Annotated in this window: 12 protein-coding genes; 7 read left to right on the top strand and 5 right to left on the bottom strand. The window is 59.1% G+C overall.

From position 1 onward, the window contains the following. Nucleotides 1-3 precede the first annotated feature (3 nt). Complete coding sequence (locus QEH57_RS11170; protein ID WP_309006811.1) at nucleotides 4-3228, top strand: chemotaxis protein CheB; 3225 nt, start codon at nucleotides 4-6, stop codon at nucleotides 3226-3228. Nucleotides 3229-3263: 35 nt separating this feature from the next. On the opposite strand, the gene QEH57_RS11165 is transcribed toward QEH57_RS11170, so the two are convergent. Next, nucleotides 3264-3458: a hypothetical protein gene (locus QEH57_RS11165; RefSeq protein ID WP_309006810.1), complete on the bottom strand. Its 195-nt coding sequence runs from the start codon at nucleotides 3456-3458 to the stop codon at nucleotides 3264-3266. A gap of 232 nt (nucleotides 3459-3690) precedes the next feature. Here QEH57_RS11165 and QEH57_RS11160 point away from each other — a divergent pair, with 232 nt between their 5' ends. Together QEH57_RS11160 and QEH57_RS11155 are read left to right on the top strand one after the other, a co-directional pair. Continuing rightward, nucleotides 3691-7272: a CheR family methyltransferase gene (locus QEH57_RS11160; RefSeq protein ID WP_309006809.1), complete on the top strand. Its 3582-nt coding sequence runs from the start codon at nucleotides 3691-3693 to the stop codon at nucleotides 7270-7272. Between the two features lie 3 nt (nucleotides 7273-7275). Continuing rightward, entirely contained in the window at nucleotides 7276-7767 is a 492-nt protein-coding gene (locus QEH57_RS11155; protein WP_309006808.1) for a response regulator, read from the top strand. 24 nt (nucleotides 7768-7791) lie between these two features. On the opposite strand, the gene QEH57_RS11150 is transcribed toward QEH57_RS11155, so the two are convergent. Both QEH57_RS11150 and QEH57_RS11145 read right to left on the bottom strand, forming a co-directional pair. Continuing rightward, entirely contained in the window at nucleotides 7792-10971 is a 3180-nt protein-coding gene (locus QEH57_RS11150; RefSeq protein WP_309006807.1) for an efflux RND transporter permease subunit, read from the bottom strand. Nucleotides 10972-10983: 12 nt separating this feature from the next. Next, the gene (locus QEH57_RS11145) at nucleotides 10984-12414 is read right to left on the bottom strand and encodes an efflux RND transporter periplasmic adaptor subunit (protein ID WP_309006806.1); all 1431 of its coding nucleotides are present in this window, start codon (nucleotides 12412-12414) and stop codon (nucleotides 10984-10986) included. A gap of 332 nt (nucleotides 12415-12746) precedes the next feature. Here QEH57_RS11145 and QEH57_RS11140 point away from each other — a divergent pair, with 332 nt between their 5' ends. Then, complete coding sequence (locus QEH57_RS11140) at nucleotides 12747-13568, top strand: sugar phosphate isomerase/epimerase (RefSeq protein WP_309006805.1); 822 nt, start codon at nucleotides 12747-12749, stop codon at nucleotides 13566-13568. Nucleotides 13569-13882: 314 nt separating this feature from the next. Next, complete coding sequence (locus tag QEH57_RS11135) at nucleotides 13883-15043, top strand: MFS transporter (protein ID WP_309006804.1); 1161 nt, start codon at nucleotides 13883-13885, stop codon at nucleotides 15041-15043. A 188-nt stretch (nucleotides 15044-15231) separates the two neighbouring features. Here the strand turns inward: QEH57_RS11135 and QEH57_RS11130 are convergent, their stop codons facing one another. Continuing rightward, the gene (locus QEH57_RS11130; protein ID WP_309006803.1) at nucleotides 15232-16566 is read right to left on the bottom strand and encodes a hypothetical protein; all 1335 of its coding nucleotides are present in this window, start codon (nucleotides 16564-16566) and stop codon (nucleotides 15232-15234) included. Between the two features lie 123 nt (nucleotides 16567-16689). After that, a complete protein-coding gene (gene dmeF / locus QEH57_RS11125; RefSeq protein WP_309006802.1) occupies nucleotides 16690-17637 on the bottom strand; it encodes a CDF family Co(II)/Ni(II) efflux transporter DmeF in 948 nt (315 codons plus the stop codon). 305 nt (nucleotides 17638-17942) lie between these two features. On the opposite strand from dmeF, the gene QEH57_RS11120 reads away from it, so the two are divergent. Beyond that, nucleotides 17943-19628 (top strand): ATP-binding protein, encoded by a 1686-nt coding sequence (locus QEH57_RS11120; protein ID WP_309006801.1) that lies wholly within the window; start codon nucleotides 17943-17945, stop codon nucleotides 19626-19628. Nucleotides 19629-19652: 24 nt separating this feature from the next. After that, nucleotides 19653-20816 carry an HD domain-containing phosphohydrolase gene (locus tag QEH57_RS11115; RefSeq protein WP_309006800.1) on the top strand — a complete coding sequence of 388 codons (1164 nt, stop codon included), beginning with the start codon at nucleotides 19653-19655 and terminating at the stop codon, nucleotides 20814-20816. Nucleotides 20817-20841: the final 25 nt, after the last annotated feature.

Genomic DNA, 20841 nt, shown 5'->3' with positions numbered 1-20841 from the left:
CGAATGAAACCAGAATACATTGTCGGAATCGGAGCCTCGGCCGGAGGGCTGGAAGCTCTCGTCCAATTTTTCTCGGAGATGCCTGCTCGTACAGGGCTCTCCTATGTCGTGGTGCAGCACCTGTCTCCTGACTTCAAGAGCGTGATGGATGAGCTCTTGTCGCGGCATACGGAGATGCCAATTCATTTAGTAGAGGATAGGGTGGAGATCGAGTCGGATTCTGTTTACTTGATACCTCCTAAGAAGGAGATGGTGATGTCGGATCGCTGCTTGTTTCTCAAGGACAAGGAGGCGAAGGGCTCCCTGAGCCTTCCGATCGATGTCTTCTTTACGTCGATGGCCAAGGATATCGGGGCCAAGGGGATTGCCATCGTGCTTTCGGGAACGGGATCGGACGGCTCGCGCGGCATTGTAGACGTGCATGACGCGGGCGGGCTTGTGATTTCGCAGGACGAAGAGTCGGCGAAGTTCAACGGCATGCCCCGCAGCGCCACGGATACGGGGCTGGTCGATTTCGTCCTCTCGCCAAGCGACATGCCTAAGGTCTTGCTCAAGCATATCGGGAGCCCCTTGCCGGAGACGGAAGGCATTGTTTCCGCAGGGCCGAAGACGCAGATGGACCAGTACCTTGCTATTTTCCAGCGTCTCCGATCGGCTTTCAAAACCGATTTCTCCTACTACAAGCCGACAACGGTGAATCGGCGCATCGAGCGGCGCATGGTGCACCATAAAGTGGATACGCTGGAGCAATACGTGGCGATCATGGACCGCAAGCCTCAGGAGGTGCATCTGCTCTACCAGGACCTGTTGATTGGGGTGACTAAGTTTTTCCGGGATTTGGACGCCTTCGCCTTGCTGGAAGATAAGGTGATCCCCTCGATCATCAAATCCAAGAAAAATGGAGAACAGGTGCGGGTGTGGATACCGGCTTGCGCCACGGGCGAGGAGGCTTACTCGATCGCTATCCTTTTCCACGAGGCTTTGGAGCGGCTGAACCTCAAGCTGGACGTGAAGATATTCGCCACCGACTTGCATGCCGATTCGGTGTCCTCTGCCGCTGTGGGCGTGTATTCGCCGGAGAGCCTGGAGCTTCTTTCCAAGGCGCGCTTGGAGCGACATTTCAAGATTCACGGCGATGCGTACCAAGTGAATACGGAGTTGCGCAAGATGATCGTCTTCGCCGAGCAAAACCTGCTGAAGGATCCGCCCTTCACCAAGATGGACCTGGTGAGCTGCCGCAATCTCTTGATCTACTTCCAGCCGCTGGCTCAGAAGAAGGTTATTTCGATGTTCCTCTTCTCGCTGAACGTGGGGGGCACCTTGTTCTTGGGGCCGAGCGAGACCTTGGGGGATTTGGAGGGCGAGTTCGACAGTATCAGCCGCACTTGGAACATGTATGTGAAGCGCAAGGACGTGCGGATCGCTCCTTTGATAAATTTGCCGGAGCAGGTGAACTTGACCTCGCGCACGGGCGAGCGCAACCGCCAGAACAGTTCCTTGTTCGGGGTTTCTCGCCAGCGGCGGGAAGACGTGGAGCTGTTGCACGTTTACGATTCGCTTTTGAGCGAGCACATGCCGCCCAGCTTGCTGGTGGGGCCGAAGAACGAGCTTGTCCAGATTTTCGGCGACGCTTCGAACTACATCCGCACGCCGAAGGGACGCACCTCGCTGGATGTTTTGAACATGATCGAGGGCAGCCTGCGCTTGGCGGTGAGCACAGCCTTGAAGCGGGTGGAGAACAAGCGGGTCGCGTTCACCTTGAACAACGTGCCGCTCGACGAGAGCGCCGAGGAGAAAGTGTTGTTGGACATCACGGTAAAGCCGCTGCGCGACGAGCAGTTTTTGCTGGTCCAGTTTCTGGAGCGGCGGGCCAGCGTGGAAAAGGAGGACGAGGTCCCGAAGTTGCATTTCGACGCGGATGCGGAGTCGCTAAGCCGCATCGTAGACCTGGAGAAGGAACTGCAGTTCACCCGAGAGAACTTGCAGGCTACGATCGAGGAGCTGGAGACCACCAACGAGGAGTTGCAGGCGACCAACGAGGAGATGCTGGCCTCGAACGAGGAGCTGCAGTCGACCAACGAGGAACTGCAGTCGGTCAACGAGGAGCTGTTCACCGTCAATACCGAGTACGAGAAGAAGAACCACGAGCTGATCCTGCTGAATACCGATATCGACAACCTGCTGCAAAGCACCGAGATCGGGACGGTATTTATCGACAGCGACTTGCGTATCCGGAAATTCACTCCGGCGATCGCTTCGGTCTTCAACCTCTTGCCTATGGACATAGGCCGGCCCTTCGAGCATATCACCTTTAACCTCGTCGACAGTGGCAACGTTTCGCAGCTGGTGGAGGAAGTCATCGAGTCCCGTAAGCCGATCGTCCGAGAAACTCGCGACCGGGCAGGAGCGTGGCATTTGATGCGTATCTATCCGTACATGACGGGTCGTGAAAAGTCGGCGGGAGCGGTTTTGACCTTGGTGGACATTACCGCCATCAAGGAAGCGGAGGATGAGTTGAAGGCGAGGACGGAAGCCTTGAGCAATGCGAAGCTCGACCTGGAGCAATTCGCGTATTCGGTTTCCCACGACATGCAAACTCCCCTGCGCTCGGTGAGCGGCTACCTCGATCTCTTGAAGAAGCGTTTCGAGGGAGGGGACCAGGAGTTGCAGGAGTACCTCGACTTCGCTCATTCCGGAGCCTTCAAGCTCAAGGAAATGATCAACGGCTTGCTTGCTTACACCCGAATCGAAACGCGGGCCGCTGACTTCGAGGAGTTTTCCTTGGAGAGCGTCGTGGACGAGGTGCTGGTGGAGAAGGCTTCGGCCCTCAAGGAAAAGGATGCGCAGGTGGTTTGCGAATCGTGCAATCTAGTCGCCTACGGCGAGCGTCGCTTCGTCGTTTACCTGATCTCCGAGCTCATTGAGAACGCATTGCGCTTCGTGGGCGCGACCCCTCCGAGGGTGGTGATCAAGGCGGAAGCGGAAAAGGGCGGCGTTCGCGTTTCCGTGCGGGACAACGGAAAGGGAATCGAGCCGGTTAACCAGGCGACGGTCTTCAACATCTTTTACCAGGAGAATCCGGACTTGAACGGCGAAGGGTTGGGGGTCGGCCTCGCGATCTGCCGACGCATCGTCCTCAAGCACAAAGGGAGCATCGAGCTGGATTCGACTCCGGGGATTGGAACCTGCATCACCTTCACGCTCCCGTCTCGTCCAGAAAATGGCTAGGAGTCGTCCAATCGACGCACCGAATGAGGCAGCCCTTAGCTGGCGTGCCTATGCTCGTTGCGTGGAAGCTGGAAGTTGTGGGCCAAGCGTTCGTCGGAGGCGCTCAACTCTTGTTGGCGTCGTTTCAAGGCTTCCAGTTTGGCCCTTTGTTCTACGGCGAGCTGGTATTGGCGTTGGATCTGGCGCTGGTCTTCTCGGAAGAGCTGCTGCTTTTTTTCTCTGGGGTCCATTTTTTTGGGGTACGAGATCGAGCGCTTTTACTCGAGGAGCGCGGCTTAACTCACGACGGATTCGGCCGCTTTTCAAGCCGCTGCGCGAGCGGTTAGGGATTCTAAAAAAATATTCACGAATCGGCGCCAAGTTTTTGTAAAATGATGCCTTTCAGCTTAATAAACGTTCAGCGGGTTTTTCTCTCCGTCTTAGCTGCGGGGATCCCACTGCGATAAGCCCCCGCACTCTTGTATGTCCACGGAAATCGAAGTCCCCTTGTCCGCTGTAACCGCAACGTCCCAGATATCGGGCTACGTGGTCGTGTCGTGCAGCTACCAAAACACAGATTCGTTGGAGCGGTTTTTTGCCCAAGCTGACCCGAAGGCGGGCATGTGCTTCTTCGTCTGCGCGGACCTGCCCTTGCGCCAGTCGATTCGCATCTATGAGTTGCTGAAGAACGTGAGCTTGCTGCCGGTGTACGCGCTGGACTCCACCTTGAAGCTGGAGCCCAACGCGATCTACCTGTGCCCGAGCTTTTCGCATGTCTCGCTGGTGGGGGACCAGCTAACGGTGGAGGCGAATCGCGCCAACTTGCGCAACCGCAGCACCTTCAGCCTGATGCTGAGCGCCTTGGCTCAAAAGGGGGATCGGGCGGCCTTGGTCTCGATCGCTGATACGCCTTTGCTCGAGTCGAGTAGCCTCATCCAGTTTCGTCGCTGCGGAGGGCTGGTCTTGGAGGAGGAGCAGGAGGAATTTGGCGAATTGGATTCGGAAGTGGTGGACCGGATCCTCTCTATCGAATCCATGCAGGAAGCCCTGAAGGAGCATTTCGGGATGCCGGAGCTTCCGGCCAGCGAGAAGGAAAAGGAAGAGCAGGTCCAGCTCCGGCGCTTGTTCGACCTGTTGTCCGCGGAGGTAAGCGTCGATTTCAGCTTCTACAAAGGGGAAGTGTTGATGCGGCGGGTTTCCAATCGGATGCGGAGGCGAAGCTTGAAGAGCTTGTCCGAGTACGTCGATTTTGCCTGTTCTGACCTGGAGGAGCCGAAAGCTTTGTACAATGATTTCATCGTCGGAAACGCTCGCTTCTTCAGGGACGAGGACGTCGTTGCGACCTTGCGTGAGAAGGTGATTCCCGAGCTTTTCGCCAGCCATACGGACAGGTCCGAGATTCGGGTTTGGGTCGCGGGGGTCGCTTCCGGCGAAGAGGCGTTTTCGTTGGCGATCCTTCTTGAGGAGTGCGCGGAGGAGCACGGGATCGAGAAGCCGAAGTTCAAGATATTCGCGACCGACGTGCACCAGGAGGCCCTGCGCAAGGGGGTGCAGGCCTACTATTCGGCAGAGGCCTTGCAAGGTCTGTCGCCCCAGCGCCTGGAGCGTTACTTCAAGCGGGCGGGTAGCGGTTTCGTGGTGAACGCCGATTTGAGGAGAAAAGTGGTGTTCGCCCGGCACGACATTTTGCGCGATCCGCCCTTCAGCCGCTTGGATTTCGTTTGCTGCCGCAACTTGCTGAGCTATCTGAAGCCGTCGGCCCAGAAGAAGGCGATTGGGATGATCCTGTTTTCCTTGAAGCTCAAAGGTTATCTTTGCTTAGGCTCCGCGGAGACGCCGAACAGCTATCAAGGGCAGCTCGAGACCTACGACAACCAAGCCCGCATCTTCCTCAAGAAGAGCGATACCTACGTCTCGCCCACCCTGCTTTCTCCCAGCAGTCCCATCGCTTTCACCGCCGGAACTTTCGAGGCGACAGCGACTCCCCTCGACCAACCACAACTCAGCGCCGTAAATGCGATCATGGAGCGCTTCATGCCGCCGAGCATCGTGATCGACGAGTTGGGCGAGATCGTGCACACCTTTGGCGACTGCGATCGTTTCCTGAGGCCCATGGAAGGACGGGTGAGCCTGCACTACGAGGACCGGGTCCGTCCTGAGCTGAAGCTTACCCTGCACCAGCTGAGGTCGCGCGCTCTGCGTTCGCAAAGCAAAGTGCTGTGCCGCTGCATGATCGTAGCCAGTGGCGGGCCTGAGGAAGAGGTGCCTATTTCCATGGAACCGCTCAAGGGCCTGCGCCAGTTCGATAACTGCGTACTGGTGGTGTTTGGCGACGAGCGAGCCGTCTTGGACAACGCCACCTTCATCGAAAGTCTCCCGGAGGAATCCAAAGAGGTGGAGGCAGGGGAAGACACGGAGACGGCTTTGCGCAGTGAGCTGCAGCTGATGAAGCTGCGGCTTCACGAGACCGTGCAGCAGCTGGAAACGAGCAACCATGAGCTTCAGCTCGCCAACGAGGAGCTGCTGACATCCAACGAGGAGCTGCAGACGACCAACGAGGAACTGCACTCGGTCAACGAGGAGCTTTTCTCGGTCAACGCGGAATACGAGAGCAAGAACAGGGACCTCATCTCCCTGAACGAGGATATCAACAACCTGCTCAGCAGCACGGAGATCGGGACGGTTTTCGTGGACAAGAATCTGCGTATCCGGAAATTCACTCCAGCGGCCCACTCGATCTTGAACCTTTTGCCTTCGGATCTCGGGCGGCCGATCGATCACGTTTCGCATAATCTGGTGGGCTACGATTCTTTGGTCGAAGACACGAAGACGGTGATCGAAGGCGGCAAGGGGCTCGAGCGGGAAGCCCGCATGGAAGACGGACGGCTTCTGCTGGTGCGTATCCTTCCTTTCACTACAGGCAAGGAGGAGGTCACTGGTGCGGTCATCGCCTTGATCGATATCACGGATCTCAAGCGCGCGGAAATCCAGTTCATGGATAGCCAGCGGCGGCTCCAGCTCGCTTTGGAGGCTGCGGATTTCGGAGTTTGGTCCTTCGATCCCAAGGGAGGCCATTTCGAGTGCGACTCGCGGGTCGAGCGCTTCTTGTGCTTCAAGGGCGACTTGGAGCAGTCGCGAAAGGAGTTTCTCAAGATCATCGAGTCGACGGTGGAGGATTTTCTCAGGCAAGCGGGCATGGGGCAGGAATCTAAGGATTCTGCCTTTCAGGAATCCTGGCAATTCGCAGGCTCGGACGGGCAGATGCGCTACCTCTCGACCCGTGCCATCGTTTATCGCGGTCCGGCCGGCGGCGCTGAGCGGGTGAGCGGGGTTCTGTGGGACGAGACGGATAGCAAGCGAGGCGAGCAGCTAGTGCTGCAGAAGAAAAAGGACTTGGAGACGCTGCTCTACGTGGTGTCGCACGATTTGCGCGAGCCCCTGCGAGCGATCCAAAGCTTTTCGGCGCTGCTGAACGAGCGCTTCCGGGAAAACCTGGGAGAGAAGGGGATCGATTTTCTGAATCGAATCCAGGGGGCCTCCAACCGAATGACCGCCTTGCTCGACGATGTCCTGAGCCTGTCTCGGATCAACAAGATGCACGCGCCCATGGATCGCGTTTCAGGGGGCGATCTGGTGGAAGCGGCGCTTAAGGAACTGGAAAAGCGTATCCAAGATACGGATGCGAAGATACTTGTATCCAGCGATCTGCCTGAGCTCAAGGCCAACTACACCTACGCGAAGCAAGCTCTGACCAACTTGATCGGCAACGCCTTGAAGTTTGTGAACCCTGGAGAGAAGCCGGAGATCGAGATCACGCCCTACGTTTCGAAGTTCGACCACATCGTGGGGATCGAGGTGCGCGACCGGGGGCCTGGCATTCCGGAGGAGAGCTTGGATCGTGTATTCAAATTGTTCCAACGGGCAGTGGGACGCGACGTCGAAGGAACGGGAGCGGGGCTGGCGATCGTCAAGCAGATCGCCCAAAAGCACGGTGGCGATGTTTGGTACGAGCCGCGCAGCGGCGGCGGCGCCAAGTTCGCGATTACCTTTTCCAAGAATATATAAGCGATGGCAACGAATGGCGAAGGCTGCAAGGACACTTCCAATCCGAGGTCCGTCATGGTCGTGGATGACAGCGACGACGATATTCTGCTTTTCCACGAAGCTTTCGAAGCGATCGAACTGGAGCGCGGTTGTACGGTCGCCAGAGACGGCCGTGAGGCGATCGACCGCATTGCGAAGATGAAGCAGGAGGGCTCGCTGCCTCAGCTCGTAATCATGGATATCAATATGCCGATCCTCGACGGCTGTTCCGCTTTGCGAATTTTGCGCGAGGAGCTGGGGCTGAAGGATTTGTTGGTGGTCGTATTTACTTCGAGCGAGCTGCTGGAGGATTTTCAGATTGCCTACGACTCAGGGGCGAACGCCTGTGTTCGAAAACCGGATACCTATGCCAACTGGGTGGAGGTGATCCGGGCGTTGATTGCGTTCTTCCTCGGCGACGCGGCTTCGAAAGCTAGCGACGAAGTGAGAGGGACTCCTTTGTCGCCGACGAAGTAAATCTCCCTGCAGCTTCCGTTTGGGCTAGTTTTCGCTCTCCTCGTCGTCCTTGCTGTACAGCTTGCGGTAGAGCTTTCCGATGTCGTCGAAGACCAGCGTGATTACGGGCACGAGGGCGAGGGTGATGAAGGTCGCGAAGATGACGCCCCAGCCCAAGGATATGGCCATCGGTATCATGAACTTGGATTGGCGGCTTTGCTCGAACATGAGCGGCGCGAGACCGAAGAAGGTGGTGAGAGAGGTGAGCAGGATAGGCCGGAAACGCCGCACCCCGGCCAGGCGGACCGCCTTCTGGATAGGGATGCCCTCTTTCTGTTTTTTTCCGATGAAGTCCACCATGACCAGGGAATCGTTCACCACTACGCCGGAGAGGGCGAGCATGCCGAGGAAGGACATCATGGAGAGGATGTTCAGGTTTTGGTCGTAGTAGCCCATCAGCTGGTGCCCGATGAGGGCTCCGACGATGCCGAAAGGTATTGCCGACATCACTACGAGCGGACGGCTGTAGCTGCGCAGCGGAATGGCTAGCAGGATGTAGATGCCGATCAGGACGAACCAGATTCCGTTGAGGAATTCCTTTTCGGCTTCGTACTGGTCGCGCGAGTCGCCGCTCAGCTCGTATTCAAGATCTGGGAACAAGCTGGAGATTTCGGGCATGATTCGATCCTTCAGCTCGGAGAGGATGCTTTCCAGGTCGACTTCGACTGGGTTGGCGTCGGCGGTTACGGTGATCTGGCGTTTGCCGTTGATTCGGTAGATGCTCGGCAAGCTCTTGCCCGGGACCAATTCGGCGACGGAGGAGAAGGGCACTTCCACGTTTCCGGCGCGGATGAGCATGTTTTCCAGAGTGGCCAGCGACTTGCGGTACTCAAGCGGGTAGCGCACCATGACGCGTACGTCGTCGCGACCGCGGGGAATGCGCTGGGCCTCGATGCCGAAGAAGGCCTGGCGGATCTGCCCGGCGATTTGGCTGGCGTTCAGGCCGAGCTGTTCGGCTTGCGGCTTGAGCTTGATCTGGAATTCGTCTTTGGCGGACTCGAAGGAGTCGCTGATGTCGAAGAGGCCGCCGAATTCCTTGAGCCGCTCTTGCAGGAGTTGGGAGGCTACGACGAGGTTCTCGAAGTTGCGGCTACGGATATCGACCGAGAGGGCTTCGCCTCCGCCCGAATAGGAGAGGGAGAAGCGCTCTACGCCGGGGATCTCGCCGATGCGCAGTCGCAGGATGCGAGAGAGGTCGCCCGTATCCAGTTCGCTTTCGCTGGAGGCTTGTAGTGACATGGCGACTACGAGTTCCCCGCGCTCGGCGATGCCGGCGCGGGAGCCACCCCAGCCGCTACCGAAGGGTTGCCCGCCGGCTGTGGCGAATACGTCGGTGATGATGGGATAGTCGCTGGCGGCGTTTAGCTCTTCCTTGAGTCGCAGGGCTTCGGCTTCGATGCGGTCCATGTGGGCTTGGGTCGTCTCGAAGGCGGTGCCGGTGGGCATGGTCAAGTTGGCCCGCAAGGTATCGCGCGGGATGCGGGGCCAGTAGCGGTATTGCAGGGAGTCGCTGGCGATCAGGCCGACGTAGATGGCGAGAAGTCCGACGAAGGCTGCCAGAGTCGAGTAGCGGTGGTGCAGCAGGACGTCTAGGATGGGGCTGTAGACTTTTCGGACGAAGGTTTCGAGCGAGTCCGCCACGGCTCGCTGGATCTTCTGGAAGAAGTGCAGGCGGCCGCGGGTCCCTTTGCCCTGGCCGATATCTTTGCAGTGCTTGAGGTGGGCGGGGAGGACGAACTTGGATTCTACCAATGAGAAGAGCAGCACCGGTATGATGACGAGAGGGATCTGGGCGAACATGTTGCCGCGCCAACCGGACATGACGGAAAGGGGGTAGAAGGCTACGATGGTGGTAAGGATGCCGAAGGTGACGGGGATGGAAACTTCCTGAGTTCCTTTGATCGCCGCGTCGATGGGGCTGGCCCCTTCTTGCATGTGGCGAAAGACGTTTTCCCCGGTGACGATGGCGTCGTCGACCACGATGCCGAGCACGAGGATGAAGGCGAAGAGGGTGATGAGGTTGATGGTGACCCCGATCATGGGCAGCACGATGAAGGCTCCCGCGAAGGCGACCGGAATGCCGAGGCTGACCCAGAAGGCGAGCTGGGGACGCAGGAAAAGGGAGAGCACGGCAAGCACGAGCAGGAAGCCCATCAAGGCGCTATCCACCAGCGTATCCAGTCTTTGGATAATGCGTTCCGAGTCGTCGTTCCAATGGTTGAGGGTGATGCCTTCCGGCATGCGTTCGCGGGCTTCTTCGATGTAGGCGCGCACGGTCTTGCCGACCTCGATGGCGCTCTGCTGTCCGGTGCGGTAGACGTTTACGGCGATGGCACGTTGCCCGTTGTGTCGGGAAACCATGGGGATTTCGTCGAACCCATCCGTGACGGTGGCCACGTCGCGCAGGGTGAGGCGGCTGCCTCCGTCGTCGGCTCGCAGGACGATGTTCTCGAAGTCCTCTTGCACGTAGGCTTGGTTCTGGGCCCGCAAACGGATGTCGCCGCCGTCGGCTTTGATGTTGCCGGCGGAGAGGTTGATGGAGGAGGAGCGGATGGCGCGGGATACTTGGTCTAGGGTGAGTCCGAACTGCTGCAGTCGACCGGGCGAAACTTCCACTCCGATCTCGTAGGGGCGGGCCGCCAGCAAGTCCGCCAGGGAAACGCCCGGCAGGTTGGTGATCTCCTCGCGGATTTGCTCCGCGAGCTTTTTCATGTCCCACTCGCTCAGGTCGCCAGCGATGACTACGGTGATGACGCGTTCCTGGAGCTGGGGGCGTCGCACGCGGGGCGGTCGGGCTTCGGTGGGAAAGGTGGTGATCGCGTCCACGGCGCTTTTGACCTCGTCGAAGACGCGTTCGATCTCGTAGCCGTCTTCCACCTCGATGGTCACGCTGCCGGAGGATTCGCTGGCCCGGCCGGTCATGCGCTTCACGCCGGGGATGTCGTAGACGGCTTCCTCGATGCGGGAGACGATGCTTTCTTCGACCTCTTCCGGAGTGGAGCCGCGGTAGGAAACGGATACGGAAATGTTGCGGCTAGGGTAGTCTGGGTACTCTTGGAAGAGGATCTTGCTCTTCAAGGCGTAGCCGCCGGCCAGGATGAGGCTAGCCATGAGGAGGTTTGCGGCGACGGAGTTGCGCGTGAACCAGGCGATTGCGGAATTCATGTGGCTGCAGGGCTAGCTTTTGGTGGGGACCCGGGTCTTGTCCTTCAGGTCGCGGGTGCCTCGATCGATCCCCCTGGGGATCGTGTAGCCGTTTTGCTTGGCCCAGCGGACGAGCTCGGCGGTCAAGGCGGACGACTGGTGGATGTCGTTGCCGGCCAGGAGGGATTCGATCTGGATCTTCAGATGAATCGGCAGGTCGAGCGTATCGGGGAGCTCCTCGATGAGCTTCTTGAAGTTTTGGTAGGCTCGTTCCGCGTTGGCTTTCGCTTCCTCGGGGCTCGGCTTGATGCGGACTTTCATTCCGGAGGTGGCGTACTTGACAGGCGTGAGGCAAAGTCGCTCGCCTTCCTGTAGTTGGTCCCTGACTACGATGTTCTCTTCGTCCGACCAGAGAGGGGTCACGTGGCGTCGCACCAGCCGATCCTCGCCGTCGATGATGATGACGTAGCTGCTCTCCCTCAGGAGTCGTCTTGGAATCACGAATACGTCCTGCAGCAGATTCCCTGGTATGTGGGCGATGGCGAAGCTGCCGACCTTGAGGGGCGGACGTCCCTCGGCGTTGCTTCCGTAGGGATCGGGGATCTGGGCGACGACGTAGAGCTGGCGGCTGCGTTGGTCGAAGGCGCCCTCCGCCCGGACGAGTTGGCCGGTCCAGTCGTACTGCTGTTCGCCCATCTTTACCCGGAGCTGGACGTCCTTGTTGAACTTGGGGTCTTCCTCGGAGTCGCGGTAGCTTTCCGGCAGGTCGATGAAGCCGAGCTGGGCTTCGGAAAGGGGGAGGCGGATTTCCGCGAAGTCGATGGCGTAGATGGTGGCGAGCTTGTTGCCGGGCGATACGTATTGGCCCACGTCGACGTTCTTTTCCAAGATGCGTCCCGCGTAGGGGGCCACGATCTTGGTGCGCTCGAGGTTGAGCTGGGCGGTTTTTACCCGAGCTTGGGCCGAGGCGAGGTTGGCTTCGGCCTGGCGCATTTGGGGGAGGCGGAGCACGAGCTCGGGCGCTTCGTCTTCGTTGCCGAGGCGCTTCCAGTCGAGCTCGGCGCGTTCGGCCCGCACTTTCTCCTCGGCGTAGCGCAGCTCCATCTGGGCGAGGGCGGCATCGGCCACCACGAGATCGGTTTCGTAGTCGCTGGGGTCGATCTCCACCAGCAGTTCTCCTTTCTCGAAGAAGCCTCCGGGGCGAAAGCTGGGCGATACGCTTAAGATGCGTCCTCGTACTTCGGGAATCAAGGCGCTTTGGGTGCGGGCTTCTATGATGCCTTGGGAGCGAAGGACGATTTGGTAGTCTTGTAGTTTAAGTGTGGATACGTCTACTTCCGGTTCGAAGGGTTGCCGGTTCCATTTCGAGGGTTCGGGCCTTACGGAGAGGAGATACCAGGTGAAGTAGCCGCAGCAGGCTAGGATCGCGATGGGCAGAAAGTAGCGCAAGAACTTCAGAAACATGGGAAGAGAGGGGGATGTGAAGGTGATGAAAAAAGGGGGAGGCGAGGCATCTCGCGCCTACTCTTGTAAGAGGAATCCTTTCCAGCGGACTCAGCAAGGTCTAATTTCCGTGCTGCCGGCTGCGGGGAAATTGGAACCGCGCGGGGCTATTCGCCTAGCCTTGGCTGCACCGAGTCCGAGGGCGGCGACAGGGCCACGAAAGCCCCTGCCCCCATTTTTTAGGGGGTAGCGGGTTTTGGCGGACGTTTCGAAGGATTTTGGGGCGATCGCTGCAATGCGAGTGGGAGCTTGATCGAGCTGGGGAATTGGGATCGTATGGAGGCCTTATGCCCATGAGAAAGTCTATTACCCTAGCGCTTGCGGCGCTTTCTTTGTCAACTGCCAGCGTGTCGGCTGCACCGAAGCTGGGTCTGCAGTCGTGGACCTGTCGGAACATGAGTTTCGAGGAGACGGTGGAGTTCGCGGCGGCGAACGGGATCGAATACGTGCAGTTCTTTAGCCGTCACTTGGATCCGAACGATTCGGAGGAAGTGAATTTGAAGAAGCTGGCGTTCTTGAATCGCCACGGAGTGAAGGCGTACACGATCGGGGTGAGCCGGACAACTTTGGAGAAGGAGGACAACCGCAAGCTGTTCGAGCTGGCGGAGCTGTTTGGCATGGAGCTGATCGTGGTGGAGCCGGGCGACCAGATGATCTGGGGCAACTTGGAGGAGCTGGCGATCGAGTACGACATCAAGGTGGTGGTGCACAACCATGGTCGGAATTCGACCTACGGAAACCCTTCGACGGTGAAGCATATCTTGGCGGAACGGGATCACCGGATCGGCGTATGCATGGACATCGGCTGGGTGACGGCGGCGGGATTTGACGCAGCGGCTACGTATCGGAATTATGGAGACCGGATCTATGATATGCATTTGAAGGACAAGCGCTTGGATTATCCGGAAGGGGAACTGCAGCTGACGGATACTTTTATCGGCTTGGGGAACAGCAACTATGACGAGCTGTTCGAGGAGATTTTGGGCGACGATTGGTCGGGCGTGATGGCGATCGAGACGGATAGCAAGGAGTTCGCGGAGGATCCGGCGGAGTTCGTGAAGGCGGCGAAGGAGTTTTTCGATTCGCACGTGCATGGACACGGGCACGAGCATTGAGAGCGCTTAGGACAGCGTTTTGATTTTAAGCGGCGAATCTCTTGGAGAGGTTCGCCGCCTTTTTGTGGGGGAGGCGTGAGTCGTCTACAGCATGCGCAAAAAGAATATAACGTTGGGTTTGTTTTGCGTAAGAGGGTGGCGGATACTGCATTGCGTTCTGGAGCAAGGTCCAACCCTGCGGAGTTCGAGGCGAATGCTCCTGCTGTGCGGGCGCGGGCTGAAGCTCCGCGCTACGGGGATGGCTCTATTGTGTGAAGAGAAGGGCGAGATCGGGGGTTGCGTTTGCTGGAGGTTGGGGATTCTAAGCGGTTGGGATGCGCTCTCTTAATGCTCAGTTTTTTCTTTTGTTCGGCTCCTTCGCGGCAGTGCAGCCGTACATCGCCTTGCTGTTTAAGGAGCGGGGATTGGACGAGGAGCAGATCGGCTATGCGTTGGGAATTTCGGGCTGGGCGATCATGCTGAGCCCGGCGGTGGTGACCTTGATCGCGGATACGCGGGTGTCGCCGAGCCGCTTGCTGGCAGGCTTGAGCGTTTTGGCGGCGAGCGCGGTAGCGGCGATGTTGATGTCGGCGAGCTTCTGGGCGCTGACGGCTTGCTACTTCGCGATGACGCTTTGCGTGACGGCGATGATGCCCTTGCTGGATGGGGTGACTTTCGGCATCCAGCGTCAGCAGAGGGAGCGGGGGGAGGCACCGCTGGAGTACAGTCGGGTCCGCGTGTGGGGAACTTATGGATACGTGGGGATTTTGGCTTTGCTGTTCTTTCCGATTCGGTGGACGGGGGAGGTGAGCTTGCCGATTTGGGCGGGAGTGGCTTGTTATAGTATTTTGTTTGTGAATACGTGGTTCTTGCCGCAGCGGGGGAAGCGGGAATTGGCGAAGCGTTCGAAGGGATTGCCGACGGGGGAAGCGGTGAGGGCTTTGTTTGGGCCGCGGACGGTCTTGTTTTCTGGGGCGATGTTTTTGCTGCTGTGCGCTTCGGCGGCCTACCACACGATGTATCCGGTCTTCTTGGTGGAGGATCTGGGTTTGGCCCGGCATTGGCTGGGAGTGGTGATTTTGGCAGGGGCCGTGATCGAGGTGGCGTGCATCTTGGGGCTGTCGCGGCTGGAGAAGCGCTGGGGCTTGCGGGCGGTGATGTTGGGCTGCGTGGCGTTGACGGTGCTGCGTTTCGGGCTGATGTATGGGTTTCCTGTTTTGTGGGTTGCGGTGGGTACGCAGGTTTTCCATGGGGCGATGATTTGCGCCATGATGGTGATCCCGCCGAATGTCGTGAATGGTTTGGCGAGCGAGTCGAATCGCAACTCTATCCAGGGCGTTTATACGATGCTGGTGATTGGAAGTAGTCGTTTCGTGGGTACAGCTCTTTCGGGGCATGTGGCTGGGGTGGACCAGCGGTTGATCTATGCGATGGGCGCGGGGTTGGCCGTGGCGGCGTTTGTCCTACTGTGGAAGGGATTTGGGAAGGAGGGGTAAAACGTTTGCGTTCTTTTAGCCCGCAGATGGACGCAGATCTTTTTGGGTTTTTGGTGGGGGTGGCGGGGAGGATATCGCTCTGATGAGCGAGGGGGCTGGGGGCACGAAGCGGGCGGTGATCTGATGGGTATGAAAAAGCCGCAGCGGGGTTAGGGCTGCGGCGGGGAAGGTGAAGCTTTGGCTCTGCGTTAGCTGGCTTGGGCTTTTAGGATGTTGAGGGTGCTTTGCAGGGCGCCGGCGACTTCGCTGTCTTTGGCATCGGAGTTCTGGATTCGCTCGATGGCTTCGGCGACGGTCTTCTCGGCGGACTGGCGCATGACGGGGTCGGGCTTGTCGGCGTCGATGTTCTCTTGGATGAACTCGGGCAGGAAGTGGGGCTGCTGGGTGCAGTAGAAGGCGCAGCCGAGGTGGAAGAGGTGTTGGGCGGCTTGGCGGAGGCCTTGGGCGCCTTTTTCTTCCCAGTACTTTACGAGCTTGAGGCCGTCCTCGAGCAGGTCGGAGGCTTTGTCGTGGATTTCGGCTTGGGCTTCGGGCTTTTGGTTGCCGATAAGCATGCCGAAGGCGTGGCAGTAGGAGCGGCGGGCGCTGAGGGAGATCTCGGCGGCGACGAGGTGGGTCTTTTCGTTGGGTTCGGCGATCTTGAGGGCGAACTCGGAGGACTTGATGGTTTCCTGGACGGTCTCGTTGGTGGGCTGGGCGCGGCTGAAGAGGTTGGCCCGGTTGGCGTGGGCGGAGCCCATTTCGATAACGAGGCGGGGGTCGGACTTGTCCTTGATGCCGGCGAGGACCTTGATGGTTTCGTCGAAGGAGGCGATGGCGAGCTTGAGGTTTTCGGCGTCGGCGCTCCACATGAGGGCTCGGCCGAGGCTGGCTCGGATGCTGGCGACGAGGGCGCCGATGGGGGCTTCTTCGAGGGGTAGGTCGCCGACGGTTTCGAGGGCTTTCTGGTAGGCGTCTACGGTGCGTTGCTCGGGCTTTTGGGGGTTGCTTTGGCGGGCGTAGACGTTGCCGAGGTTGAGGTAAGTGGCGGCGAGCTGGTGGCGGTAGCGCGGGGTTTCCTTCCAGGGAAGTTCCTGGAGGATGGCGGCGGACTGGCGGAAGCAGTTGGTGGCTTGCTCGAGGGTTTCCTTGGTGGGGACGCGGGACTGGGTGTGGCCGATGTTGCCCCAGACGGCGGCGATGTCGGCCTTGTGGGAGTCGGCTTGCTCATCGATGGACTCGAAGTGCTTGAGGGCGACTTGGTAGCCGGCGATGGCTTTTTCGATGCCTTCTTGGGTGTCGGAGTTGGAGTAGGCGTTGGCTTTGCCCATCTCGGCCCAGCCGGAGAGGTGGCGGGTGGCGTCGGAACTTTCGATCTCGGGGGCGGCGAGGAGCTCGAGGGCGTGGTCGAAGCCTTTGACGGCTTCGGCGTAGGCGTTGCGGTCCTTTTGGGCAATGGCGTCGGCTTGGGCGATGGCTTGCTGGACGGCTGCGAGCGGGTTGTTGGGAGTGTCTTGGGAGGGGGAGTTTTCGGGTGTTTCCACGGCTTTCTTAAAGTGTTTCGGGTTGAGAAAGTCGCAGAGGCTGGGGGGTGAAGGGTGAAATGTGAAGGGTGAAAAGCGAAAGGTGGAGGGCGGCCTGGCGGGGCGGGGGCGAGGCGCTGGTCCCTAAGTTTTCTGGGGGTGGACTTCGATGGTGGTGTGGACGATGCCGAGCTGGGCGGGGATGCGGGTTTTGTAGGTGTTGGGATTGGCGGGCGTTTTGGCTACGATGGTGAGCATGGCGCTGTAGATGCCGGGGCCGATGGACCACATGTGGAGGTCGGCGATCTTTTCGTCCTCGGTTTCGATGGCTCGGTGGAGGGCGTCGATGGATTTCTGGGGGGCTTGGTAGTCGAGAAGGGTGTGGCTGGAGCTGCGGATGAGGCCGACGGACCAGTTGGCGACGAGGAGGGAGCCGACGATGCCCATGATGGGGTCCATCCAGACCCAGCCGAAGAACTTGGCGGCGAGCAGGGCGAAGATGGCGGTGACGGAGGTGAGGGCGTCGGCCATGACGTGGAGGTAGGCGGAGCGGAGGTTTTGGTCGTGGTGGTGCGAGTGCTCGTGTTCGTGGTGGTGTTTAGGGTCGTGGCCGTGCGAATGGCTGTGGCCGTGGTGATGGTGGTCCCCGAGGATGAACATGCTGGCTCCGTTGACGACGAGGCCGACGATGGCGACTCCGATGGCCCAGTTGAACTGGATTTCGACGGGGTTTAGGAGGCGTTCGATGCTTTCCCAGGCCATCATGAGGGCGAAGCCGGCGAGCAGCAGGGCGCCGGTGAATCCGCCGAGGGCGTTCACCTTTCCGGTGCCGAAGCTGAACTTGGGGTTGGCGGCGTTTTTGCGGGCGTAGATGTAGGCGAAGGCGGTGATGGCGAGGGCGGCGCTGTGGGAGGCCATGTGCAGGCCGTCGGCGAGCAGGGCCATGGATCCGAAGACGGTGCCGGCGGTGATTTCGACGGCCATCATCACGAGGGTGATGGCGATGACGATCAGGGTGCGTTTCTCGCCGGATTTTTGCTTCTCCTGGCCGAAGGTGTGGGAGTGGGTGAGAGGGGGAGGTTGGCTCGACATGGCTCTGGATGAGTGGTGCGTTACGGTATGTTGGGGGCGGGTGAAATAGCAAGGTTTGCTCGGACGGCGCGGTGCGTTCCGTTCGCTTGCGAGGGATGGTGTCGGGAACGGGGAATGGGGAGGGCTGCTTGTGGGGACTTTTCCTCAGACGACGGGCGTTAATTCGAAAAGAGCTTGTTAATCTGGGGCTTGGGGGGTGGCGGATGCTTCATTACGCGCTTTGTTTTGCCGAACTTTTAAGAATGACTCTCCTGCCGTTGGCGTCTTCGGGCGCGTGTCGGCTACCCCATGCTATATAGTCCCATATGATTGACTCAGAAAAGGACATCCCGAATCAGGATGCCGGCGTTTCCAGCGGAGCGGATGCTCGGCGTATCCAAACCTTGAGCTCGCTTTTGGAAGGGCGCGGGGTGCTGGGCGACAGTTCCCTGGGAGTGGCCTTTAGCTATCCGGACTTGAAGGTGGCCTTCGTGAATGCGATTGGGCAGAAGATCTTGAGCCCGATTTTCGAGGGCGGGGAGATGTCGGACGATTTTCTGCTGTCCGATATCGTATCCTTGAGCGCGAAGCGGATTTTCGATTCCCAGGTGTATCCGATGTTGCAGGTGACGGGGGCTTGGAGCGGGAGCCTGACCTTGCGCGACCTGTGGGGAGGAGACATCCCGGCGGAGGTGACGTTTTGGCGTAGCTCGGACAGGGATGGCTTGGAGGGGCGGTACCTGTTTTTGCATGGCGAGCCGCTGACGAATTCGACGTTCAAGACGATGCGCGGCTGGAAGGAGAGGGAGCTGCTGTTGGCGCTCCTGGGCCATACGAAGGACGCGGTCTATTTCAAGGACAGGGAGAGCCGCTTCCTGCGGGCGAGCGATTGCTTGATCAAGCGTTTCGGGCTGAAGTATCCGCACGAGGTGATCGGCAAGACGGACTTTCACTTCTTCGGGGTGGCGCACGCTTCGAAGGCTTACGAGGACGAGAAGCGGATCATCGAGACGGGGGAGCCGATCCTGGATCAGGAGGAGAAGGAGGTCTGGGAGGACCAGACGGAGACTTGGGTTTCTACGACGAAGCTTCCGCTCTATAATTCGGAGGGGAAGATCGTGGGGACCTATGGCATTTCCCGGGACATCACGCGCAAGAAGCGCGAGGAGGAGGAGCGACGGGAGCTGGAGCTTCGCTTGCAGCTTGCCCAGCGCCTGGAGGCGATCGGCTCCTTGGCGGCTGGCGTCGCCCACGAGATCAACACGCCGACCCAGTTCGTGTCGGACAACGTCAAGTTTCTGGGCGATGCGTTTTCGGACATCGGCGAGGTGCTTGCGGCCTGCGGCGCTTTGCTGGAGAAGAGCAAGGGTATCCAGGAGTTGGATGCGGAGCGGCAGGCTGTGTTGGACGCGATGGAATCGTCCGACTTGGAGTTTTTGCAGGAGGAGATCCCACAAACGGTCGAGCAGAGCTTGGATGGCCTGAGCCAGATCGCGAGGATCGTGGGTTCGATGAAGGAATTTTCTTATCCGTCTTCCCCTGAGAAGTGCAAGACGGACTTGAACCACGCGATCGAGAACACCTTGAACGTATCCAGAAACGAATGGAAGGGCGTGGCGGAGCTCGACTTGGATTTCGATCCGGAGTTGCCGGAAGTGGCGTGTCGCGTCGACCAGATCAATCAGGTGATCCTGAATCTGGTGGTCAATGCGGCTCATGCGATTGGAGCGACGGAAGCGGGTCAGGGACGGATTGGCCTGCGGACGAAGGTCGCTGGCGAGTGCGTTTGTATCGAAGTTGCCGATACGGGTACGGGCATGGCCGAGGAGGTGCGGTCCCGCGTTTTCGAGCCGTTTTTTACGACCAAGGACGTTGGAAAGGGAACGGGTCAGGGCCTGGCTATGGTGCGTAACATCGTGGTGAATACGCATGGCGGGAGCATCGACTGCGAGAGCGAGCTCGGCGTGGGGACGACTTTTAGGGTTACGATCCCGATCGAGGCGACGGACTAGTTTTTTTTGACGGAATGCGACGATATGAAGGTTTTATTTGTAGATGACAACGCGAGCGTCTTGGCGGCTTTTCGCCGCAACATGCGCAAGCGTTTCGACATGTATACGGCTGACTCCGCGGAAGCGGCCTTGGAGATCTTGGGCAAGGACGGGCCGATCGGGATCATCGTTTCGGACATGAAGATGCCGGGCATGAATGGGGTGGAGTTTTTGGAAAAGTCGATCGAGGTGTCTCCGGATTCGGTACGCATCATGTTGACGGGCAATGCGGACCAGGAGACGGCGACGGAGGCCGTGAACCGCGGGCATGTCTATCGGTTTCTCAACAAGCCTTGTTCGGTTGAGGACCTGGTGGGCGCGATCAATGACGCGGCGCATCAGCACGATTTGATGAAGCTCGAGCACAACGACCTGCAAAAGACGGTGGCGGGCTGCGTGAAGGTTTTGACCGACGTGCTGGGCATGGTGGCTCCGTTTGCGCTCGGACGGGGGCAGAGGCTGAAGGCGAGCCTGACTCCGTTTATGGAGGTCTTGAAGATGAAGAGTCCGTGGCAGTACGAAGTGGCGGCTTTGTTGTCTTCGATTGGATACACTTCGTTGCCGTCGGAGTTGATTGCGAAGCTCGAGTCGGGGGAGGATCTCACTGGGCACGAGTCGAGAATTATCCGTAGCGTTCCAACAATTGGATACGATTTGGTTTCGGCGGTACCGAAGCTCGAGAAGATCGCTAACATCATCAAGTACCAGCGGAAGAATTTCGATGGTACCGGTTACCCGAAGGATGAGCGGGCGGGTCAGTCGATTCCTCTGGGGGCTCGCATGCTGCGGGTGTTCGAGGATCGCATGGAGCTGGAGCGGGAGGGGGTCTCGGGGAAGGCTGCCCACGAGAAGATGCGTTCTCGGGCGGGCTACTACGACCCGCAGGTGCTGGAGCTTTGCTTCAAGTATTACCCGGACTACCTGTCGACTTCGATCTCGAAGGAGAAGCCGGTGCATACTTTGGATCTGGAGAGCTTGAAGCCGGGGCAGATCGTGGTGTCGGACATCTATACGGTGAGCGACGTGCTTTTGGTGGAAGCGGGGAACTGGTTGACGGCGGCGACCATCCAGCGGATCCGCAACTACGCGGCCTTGGAGCAGGTGAGCGGTCCGTTTTACGTGCAGGTCGACGAGGCGGAGGCCCATTAGCCCGGATTACATTTTCGTAATGTAG

Origin of the sequence: Pelagicoccus sp. SDUM812005 (assembly GCF_031127875.1) — a bacterium.
In the GTDB taxonomy this organism is placed as follows: Bacteria; Verrucomicrobiota; Verrucomicrobiia; order Opitutales; family Opitutaceae; genus Pelagicoccus.
This window is presented reverse-complemented; position numbering and strand designations above follow the sequence as displayed.

Excerpts from the sequence above, each read along its gene's own strand:
- QEH57_RS11115 (WP_309006800.1), top strand. The coding sequence starts at position 19,653 with ATGAAGGTTTTATTTGTAGATGACAACGCGAGCGTCTTGGCGGCTTTT.
- dmeF (WP_309006802.1), bottom strand. The coding sequence starts at position 17,637 with ATGTCGAGCCAACCTCCCCCTCTCACCCACTCCCACACCTTCGGCCAG.
- QEH57_RS11150 (WP_309006807.1), bottom strand. The coding sequence starts at position 10,971 with ATGAATTCCGCAATCGCCTGGTTCACGCGCAACTCCGTCGCCGCAAAC.
- QEH57_RS11170 (WP_309006811.1), top strand. The coding sequence starts at position 4 with ATGAAACCAGAATACATTGTCGGAATCGGAGCCTCGGCCGGAGGGCTG.
- QEH57_RS11160 (WP_309006809.1), top strand. The coding sequence starts at position 3,691 with ATGTCCACGGAAATCGAAGTCCCCTTGTCCGCTGTAACCGCAACGTCC.
- QEH57_RS11140 (WP_309006805.1), top strand. The coding sequence starts at position 12,747 with ATGAGAAAGTCTATTACCCTAGCGCTTGCGGCGCTTTCTTTGTCAACT.
- QEH57_RS11155 (WP_309006808.1), top strand. The coding sequence starts at position 7,276 with ATGGCAACGAATGGCGAAGGCTGCAAGGACACTTCCAATCCGAGGTCC.
- QEH57_RS11165 (WP_309006810.1), bottom strand. The coding sequence starts at position 3,458 with ATGGACCCCAGAGAAAAAAAGCAGCAGCTCTTCCGAGAAGACCAGCGC.
- QEH57_RS11120 (WP_309006801.1), top strand. The coding sequence starts at position 17,943 with ATGATTGACTCAGAAAAGGACATCCCGAATCAGGATGCCGGCGTTTCC.
- QEH57_RS11135 (WP_309006804.1), top strand. The coding sequence starts at position 13,883 with ATGCGCTCTCTTAATGCTCAGTTTTTTCTTTTGTTCGGCTCCTTCGCG.
- QEH57_RS11145 (WP_309006806.1), bottom strand. The coding sequence starts at position 12,414 with ATGTTTCTGAAGTTCTTGCGCTACTTTCTGCCCATCGCGATCCTAGCC.